Annotated in this window: 6 protein-coding genes; 1 reads left to right on the top strand and 5 read right to left on the bottom strand. The window is 66.1% G+C overall.

What is annotated here, in order from left to right:
• Positions 1–617: hypothetical protein (locus AC1D12_RS21505; RefSeq protein WP_477842740.1), on the bottom strand; the 617-nt coding region annotated here is incomplete at its 3' end.
• On the bottom strand, positions 614–1711 hold the full coding sequence (locus AC1D12_RS21500; protein WP_477842738.1) for a DUF2169 family type VI secretion system accessory protein: 1098 nt from the start codon (positions 1709–1711) through the stop codon (positions 614–616). The genes AC1D12_RS21505 and AC1D12_RS21500, both read right to left, overlap by 4 nt.
• Before the next feature lie 284 nt (positions 1712–1995).
• On the opposite strand from AC1D12_RS21500, the gene AC1D12_RS21495 reads away from it, so the two are divergent.
• Positions 1996–2283, top strand: coding sequence for a DUF1294 domain-containing protein (locus AC1D12_RS21495; RefSeq protein ID WP_477829307.1), 288 nt, complete (start codon positions 1996–1998; stop codon positions 2281–2283).
• A 10-nt stretch (positions 2284–2293) separates the two neighbouring features.
• Here the strand turns inward: AC1D12_RS21495 and AC1D12_RS21490 are convergent, their stop codons facing one another.
• From AC1D12_RS21490 to AC1D12_RS21480, 3 genes are all read right to left on the bottom strand, one after another.
• The gene (locus AC1D12_RS21490; protein ID WP_156154850.1) at positions 2294–2608 is read right to left on the bottom strand and encodes a hypothetical protein; all 315 of its coding nucleotides are present in this window, start codon (positions 2606–2608) and stop codon (positions 2294–2296) included.
• An 11-nt stretch (positions 2609–2619) separates the two neighbouring features.
• Complete coding sequence (gene gnd, locus AC1D12_RS21485; RefSeq protein ID WP_465114019.1) at positions 2620–4080, bottom strand: decarboxylating NADP(+)-dependent phosphogluconate dehydrogenase; 1461 nt, start codon at positions 4078–4080, stop codon at positions 2620–2622.
• A gap of 30 nt (positions 4081–4110) precedes the next feature.
• The coding region (locus AC1D12_RS21480; protein WP_477842736.1) for a hypothetical protein at positions 4111–6311 on the bottom strand (2201 nt) is incomplete at its 5' end.

Below are 6311 nucleotides of genomic sequence, written 5' to 3'. Positions count from 1 at the left end.
ATGCACGGCTCACCCAATGGTTCGAGGCTGACCAGCAGGACAGCCGCGCCTTCACCTGGAATGACCCCTTCAGAGCGGCGAGACGTCTTCAATCGCCCTGATTTCTCAACCCAGTTCAGAGAGCGCGGGTCGATCAGGGAGTCCGCTGCGATCACCAGACAAGCGCTGCCACCTGCCTGCAGCATCGCTGCTTCGGCGAAACCAAGCGATTCGAAGCAGGAGACGTGACCTCGTGCAAGGTGTCGAGCACCGGCCCGCCGAAGGTGAAAGCCCAGACGAGCCTCCATGGCTGGGACGATGCCGTGTACCGAAGCTCCTGGGCGCGCAACCTCTGATGTGCAGAGCAGAACAGGCAGTTGGGTGATGTCGATCCGGGTAGCCAGTGCAGCATGGCTGTCCGCCATCACCTGCAACAGCAACTCGATCAGGCGATCGCGACCGTGAAGGTGGTCGGGGATGGAAGGCACGCGCGCGCCAGCGACAGGCTCAAGGGCGTCGTCGACGGTAGGCAACTCGCCGATTCCACTGATGCCGCAACGCATGGCGGCAGCAGCTGAAGCTGGCGTCAGGCCGACGGCGCTGGCGAGCGCAACGCAAGTGATGTGAAGTGCGCTCACGCAGGCGCCTCGCTCATTGCCTTCTTCGAATTGACAAGGTGCCCAAGGCCCGTGAAGTGCGGCTTGCCGTGTACATGGACCAGACGCCGTTCGCCGATGTTGATCTCGCGAAGTTGTGTGGTCCTTCGAGGCAGTGCGATCGAAGCTCGGCCAATCAGTATCAGCTTGGCTCGTCCCGGCTCCAGGATGAGGGTGTCGGCAACGACCGTGGCACTCGAGGTCGTGTTCTCGGAGCGAAAGTTGATGGGCACCTCGAAGGAAGGCACTTCGGCTACGAACTTTCCGTCGGGGCTCATGTTCACGCAGGCGAAGCGTGTGCCAGCCTCGAGCCGCCGCAGTTGCTGATCGAGCGGTGCGGCTTGAAAGTAGCGGCTGTCGAAGTCGGCGGGCAAAAATGGTCTTTGGCTTTCAAACCAGGTCCGGCCGTAGGTGCCGGCGAAGGCAATTCGAGGTACCCAGCCACGTCCAACGGGTGTGAAGCCGATCGGCTCCGGCCTGTCTGACCACCGTCGCATCACCGCGTCCGCACGTTCAATGTTTGGCAGGGCGGTGCCGAGGACGCTGCCTGTCGCGCCGTTCATGCGAAACCCGACCCCCACCAGGTTCCGCAGATCACTGTTGCTGCGCCGCGGATGGGCGTGACGCAGGTCAGTGCCGCCAAAGGCGCGATCCCAGATCAGCGGGATTTCGGTGAACGGCAACGGATCGGAAGGCACGGGTCCGGCAAATCCTCGGGTCCAGACGCGATCTCCGGTGACCACCGCATGCTTGCGCATGCCGGCACCCGCGAAGTGAACATGCAGCCTTGTGATCGGACTGCCGTCTGGTGACACAGCGCTGGCGTGCAGCAGCACGTCGACCATCGGTTTCACCGGCGCGAAGTCCGTCTCGAAGCGGACCGACGTGGCGCCTGGATCGCCGTGGTGCTGGTCGGTGTAGACGAAGGGCGTCTGATCGGCTGACGGCACGCAACGACCCTGCGCGACAACGTCGAATGTTGCCTTGATGATCGCGACGCAGTGCTTCTGGCCGGTCTTGTCTATCGAGACGAAGCGATGAGCGAGGAAGGGCGTGGAGTTGTTGGTGATCTGCATGGCGGTCGTGCGGGTGCTTGCACATGCAACCCGGCAAGCATGTCGAATGACGCGTTCGAACCCGCGTCGCTCCGCTTCATGTCGGAGCAAGCGCGGACGCTGTACTTCAAGGGGGTGGCGCGAGGGAGTTGCGCCGTGGAGCGCTGGAGGCCGTGTGGCGAGCGCTCGTCTCAAGATGCACCTGATGAGGTGCCATGGAGAGCGGCGATTTGACTGCCAAGAAGAGGCCGCGTCAATACAGGCGTGTCACGTACGATCCGGCGCCGCACTCTCCGGAATCACCAATGAACATCCGCTGGCCCTTGCTCTGGACCGCCGCAGCCTACGCCGTCCTGAGCGCGATCACGTTCGTCGTCTATGCGATCGACAAGTCCGCAGCGCGCCGCCGCGGGCCACGCACATCGGAGCGCACGCTGCACCTGCTGTCGCTCGCGGGCGGCTGGCCGGGTGCGCTGCTCGCGCAGCGGTGGCTGCGCCACAAGTCCGCCAAGGCATCGTTCCGGCGCGTGTTCTGGGCCACGGTCGCCGTCAACGTGCTGGGCTTCGCGATGCTGTCGGCCAGCTTGCGCTGACCGGCGCGAGTCAGTCGCTGGAAGAAGCCGACTTCGCCGACGACTGCAACTTCTCCCCGCCCCGCTTCATCACCTCGCCGGTCTTCTCGACACCCTTGCGCACGACCTCGCCGGTCTTCTCGGCGCCCTTCTGGATCGCCGCCCCGGTGACCTCGGCCGCATGCTTCACCGCATGCCCGGTCTTCGTCGCCGCAGTTGATGCGGCGTGACCGACGGCCGAAGCCGCGCGGTCGATCTTCGACGGCTCTTCGTCGGCCCGGGCCGCGCCCGCAGCCCCGGCGACGAGACCCGCCAACAACAACGTGGTGCGCAGGGTGTGTTTCATGCCGCTACTCCTCAGCCGATCACTTCAGGCCACTCGGTGTGGAACATCGTCCCCTCCGGCTTGTCGATGCGCTCATACGTGTGCGCGCCGAAGAAGTCGCGCTGCGCCTGCAGCAGGTTGGCCGACAGCCGCTCCGAGCGGTAGCTGTCGTAGTACCCCAACGACGCGCTGAAGGCGGGCACCGGGATGCCGTTCGTCACCGCCAGCGCCACCGTCTCGCGCCAGTTCTGCTGCGTGCGGTTCAGCAAATCCTTGAAGAACGGATCCAGCATCAGGTTCGTCAGCTGCGGGTTGCTGCGGTACGCGTCGGTGATGCGGTTCAGGAAGCGCGCGCGGATGATGCAGCCGCCACGCCAGATCGCGGCGATGCGGCCGAGGTCGAGCCCCCAGCCCTTCTTCTCGCCCATCGTCTTCATCAGGTCCAGCCCCTGCGCGTAGCTGATCACCTTCGACGCATACAGTGCGTCGTGCACCTTCGCCACCAGCTGCGCCTTCACCGGCGACAGGTCGACCTTCGGCCCTTGCAATTGCTTGCTCGCGGCCACGCGCTGCTTCTTCTGCGACGACAGCACGCGCGCCTCGACCGCTGCATTGATCGTGCTGATCACCACCGCGTTCTCCGCCGCGTTCAGCAGCGTCCACTGGCCGGTGCCCTTCTGGCCGGCCTTGTCGAGGATCAGCTCGACGATCGGCTTGCCGGTCTCGGCATCCACCTGCTCCAGTGCCTTGCCGGTGATCTGGATCAGGTAGCTCTGCAGCTCGCCCTCGTTCCACTGGTTGAAGATCGCCGCCATCTCCTGCGTCGTGAAGCCCGCCGCCTTGAACAGGCTGTAGGCCTCGCAGATCAGCTGCATGTCGCCGTACTCGATCCCGTTGTGGATCATCTTCACGTAATGACCGGCGCCGCCCGGGCCGATGTGGATCACGCACGGCTCGCCGTCCACCTTGGCCGAGATCGCCTCGAAGATCGGCTGCATCACCTCCCAGGTCGACAGCGGCCCGCCCGGCATGATCGACGGGCCCTTGCGCGCACCTTCTTCACCGCCCGAGACGCCCGCACCGATGAAGCGCAGGCCCTTGCTGGCGAGGTATGCGTCGCGGCGCTCGGTGTCGGTGTAGAGGCTGTTGCCGCCGTCGATCACGATGTCGCCGGGCGACAGCAGCGGGATCAGCTGCTCGATCACCGCATCGACCGGCGCACCGGCCTTCACCATGATCTGGATCTTGCGCGGGGTGGCCAGGCTCTCGACGAAGGCCTCGAGCGTTGCCGCGCCCACCAGCTTCTTGCCCGGGTGGCGGGCGACGAATTCGTCGGTGACGGCCGTCGTGCGGTTGAACACGCTGACCTGGAAGCCGTGGCTCTCCACGTTCAGCACCAGGTTCTGGCCCATCACGGCCAGGCCAATCAATCCGAAATCGCTTTTCATGGTGACGTTGGCGCGCAGCCCGAAGACGTTGTGAATGGCGGCCATTTTGACGCCATTCGCGCTGCCCTGGCGGGGTCAAGGTTTCGGCCACATCCTGTCGATCCAGTCCGACCACACCTTCAGCCGCGCCGGGTCGGCCCCCATCTGCGTCGCCTTCCACAGCCCGTACTGCTCGGTCTGCTCGGTGCTGGCACGGTAGTTCACCTGGTTCATGAAGTAGCTGCCGTCGGCCGCCTGCCCGAGCGGCGAGCGCTGCGCATCCAGGCAGTAGCGGAAGCCGGCCCACGGTTCGGGCTCGCCGAGCTGGCTGTTGTTCGGGTCGCAGCGGCGCCAGGCCGTCGCGGCGGTCTGCGAATACAGCATGTTGAACTGGCGGATCGCGCCGTTGACGACGCGCGGGTACAGCCCCGGCGACAGCTCGTCGAGGAAGCGGTACTTCGAGTTGCTCTTGCCGTTGTTCGACGCGGTGTCGATGAAGTTGGTCACCGTCAGGTGCTTGGCCACCTGGCCGCGCCCGTAGCGGCCGCGGTTGGCGAACAGGTCGGGCTGCGCCGGGTCGTACAGCACGATCTCGTTGTTGACGTACTGCGCCGACTTGATGCGCGCCTGCAGCAGCCGCACGTAGTGCGTGTCGTTGGCGGCCTTGGCGGCCGGCGTCGCGGTGCCGACCTTCATGCCCAGGTAGTCGTCGAAGGCCGTCAGGTACGGCCAGTCCATCGAGAAGTTCACCCAGTCGCTCTGCCCGCCGGGGTTCACCGACATCTGCAGCTGGTACCACTGGTTGGTGCGGTAGTACGAGCCGACGATGTTGCCCGCCTCCCATGCGTTGTACCACTCGCGGGTGATCTTGCCGGTGCCGTCGGTGTCCTGCTGGTAGATCATGTGCGGCGCGAGGAAGAACAGGCTGACGCTGTTGAACGGCCAGCCGTGCGCCTCGCCGCGGCCCTTCCATGCGCCGGTGGCGGCGTCCTTGTCGCCGATGAACCACTGCTGGTTGCCTTCCAGGCCGTACACCTGGGCCATCTCCCACTGCTTCACCGCGTTCCAGTGCAGCATGCTGGCCACCGAGCGCTCGATGAACGCGTTGGTCGTGAAGGCGGCCGGGTTCGCCGCGGTGGTGGTGGCCGAGGCCAGCTTCTGCAGGTTGGCCGCGCCGACCTGCGCGCCGTACTGGCCGCTTGCCGCGATGTGGTTGCCGCGGCCGCCACCGAGGTAGTTGTAGCCCTCCCAGCCGAACAGCGTGAACATCGACTTGATCTGCACGCGCTCGTCGACCTTCAGGTGGCTCCAGTCGCCGAACACGCCGTTCGGGTTCTTGTGCGCGGTCAGCCACGCGAGCAGTGCCTTGTACTTGCCGTTCGGGTCCTTCTTCGCATCGGCCGCGCTGAACTTCGCGCCGGCCTCGAACGAGCCTTCGGTCGTCGTCGGCCACACGTCGTACGGGTGGGTGGTCGGCAGCCAGGCGTTCCAGTCGGGGAACTGCATCGGGATCTGCATCTCGCGCGCGTTCATCGTCGCGCTCGGGTCCATCACCTTGTCGACCTCGGCCTGCGTCACGCTCAGCGCGCCGGCGAGCGGCTTGCCGAACAGCGCCTTGGTGGCGTCGGTGGCGTTCTCGAKCACCGCCTCCAGCCCGGCGCCGGCCGCCCATTGCGTCTCGCAGCCGATGCCGGTGCAATCCAGGCCCGGGCCCGGCTGGTACGGCGGGTTCCACGGGCGCGCCTTCGCGGCGTGCGGCACGCCCTGCAGCGTGTAGCGCAGGAAGGCGGCGATCTGCTTGCCTTGCGCCTCGCTCAGGCCGTGGTAGCGGCTGCGCTGCACGATCGAGTTGTTCGAGTAGTTGAAGTACTGCAGGTCGCGGCCGTCCTCGGCATGGCACGACGAGCAGGCGGCCTGCAGCTTGCGGCTGACGAGCGGCGACTTGGCGAGCGCACCGCGCGCACTCCACAGCGTGCGGCCGAGCTCGACGTCGCTGGTGAGCGTCTTGCCGGCGTTCTTCTCCATCAGCGGGTCGACGCGCGCCACCGCGTTGCTCGCGAGGCTGGCGCCGGCGTCGTCGCGCAGTTGCAGGTCGAGCACGCGGAAGCCGTTGGTCTCGCCGTCGGTGCCGTTGAAGCGGAACTGGATGCGGTTGCCCTTCGGCCATGCGACCAGGCGCGCACGCGTCGCGGTGTCGAGCGCGAGCGTGATGCGGGTCGTGAAGAAGCCGCCGTTGACGCCGCCGTGGATGCGCTCGTTGTCGGCCAGCGTGACGGCCTGGTCGGTGATGTCGACCC

This window comes from Rhizobacter sp. P1_G5 (assembly GCF_056405435.1).
The sequence above is the reverse complement of the archived record's forward strand: the minus strand, read 5'-3'. Positions and strand labels throughout refer to the sequence as shown.

Coding starts and splice junctions, on each gene's coding strand:
- AC1D12_RS21500 (WP_477842738.1), bottom strand. CDS start 1,711: ATGCAGATCACCAACAACTCCACGCCCTTCCTCGCTCATCGCTTCGTC.
- AC1D12_RS21495 (WP_477829307.1), top strand. CDS start 1,996: ATGAACATCCGCTGGCCCTTGCTCTGGACCGCCGCAGCCTACGCCGTC.
- AC1D12_RS21490 (WP_156154850.1), bottom strand. CDS start 2,608: ATGAAACACACCCTGCGCACCACGTTGTTGTTGGCGGGTCTCGTCGCC.
- gnd (WP_465114019.1), bottom strand. CDS start 4,080: ATGGCCGCCATTCACAACGTCTTCGGGCTGCGCGCCAACGTCACCATG.